1 protein-coding gene is annotated in these 878 nt (G+C 49.7%); it reads left to right on the top strand.

All coding sequences use genetic code 11. The annotated features are described in order from the left end of the window. Positions 1–90 precede the first annotated feature (90 nt). A partial coding sequence (locus AC2TDN_RS26525; protein WP_484690733.1) for an IS110 family transposase occupies positions 91–878 on the top strand: 788 nt, incomplete at its 3' end.

The following is an 878-nucleotide window of genomic DNA, read 5'->3' as shown; positions in this document are numbered from 1 at the left end:
GCCTTTGAATGAAAAGGAGCGCCTCTGGTACGATAGGGTTGCACGGGGTCAAAGCCCTTATTACCTATCATCCAAGGAGGACGCTCTACTATGAAGTTTAAATCATCGCACCGTATTAATCAACGGATTGAACGTATTTCCGCAAGTCACCTAATTGTTGGAATCGACATCGCTAAAGAAACACACGTCGCTGCAGCAGTCAATTTTAGAGGCATTCAGCAGGGCCGTATCCTGTCGTTCCAAAATGATGCATTCGGTGTGAAAAAACTGCTCCAATGGGTAGCCGATATACAAAAAGCGAGCGGCTACACGGACGTGATGTTCGGCGCTGAGGCCACTGGTCACTATTTTCTTAACATCGCCTTTGCCCTACGCGAACGCGGCCATACGTTGGTGCTCGTTAATCCGCTTACGACCAAGCGGAATAAAGAAAATCGCGACAACAAACCTTCTAAGAACGATGTCAAGGATGCCTTAACGATTGCTGACGTGGTTTCTCGCGGCTATTACAGTGACTGGATCGTCAACGAAACAGTATACCGGAAACTGCATACGTTGGTGAATGAAAAGGAGATGCTCTCCATCGATTTAGCGGCCTTAGGCAATCAGCTCCAGACAGCTGTAGACCAAGTGTTTCCGGAGTTCACGACTTTGTTCAAAGAATGGGATGGTGTTCGCGCACTGGCCACGTTACGGTGCTTTCCTTTACCTTCTGACATTCAAAAGTTGACCGTCTCCGAGATCGTCGATGGCTGGAGGATGGCGGGCATGAAGCGCGCTGGAGGCACGCAAGGAACTCGATATGCAACCGCATTGCGGGAAATCGCTTCCCGTTCGATTGGCCTGACAGACATCGCCCAGGAGATGAAGGGACGATT

It is taken from the genome of Paenibacillus sp. Y660 (assembly GCF_057221575.1).
This window is presented reverse-complemented; position numbering and strand designations above follow the sequence as displayed.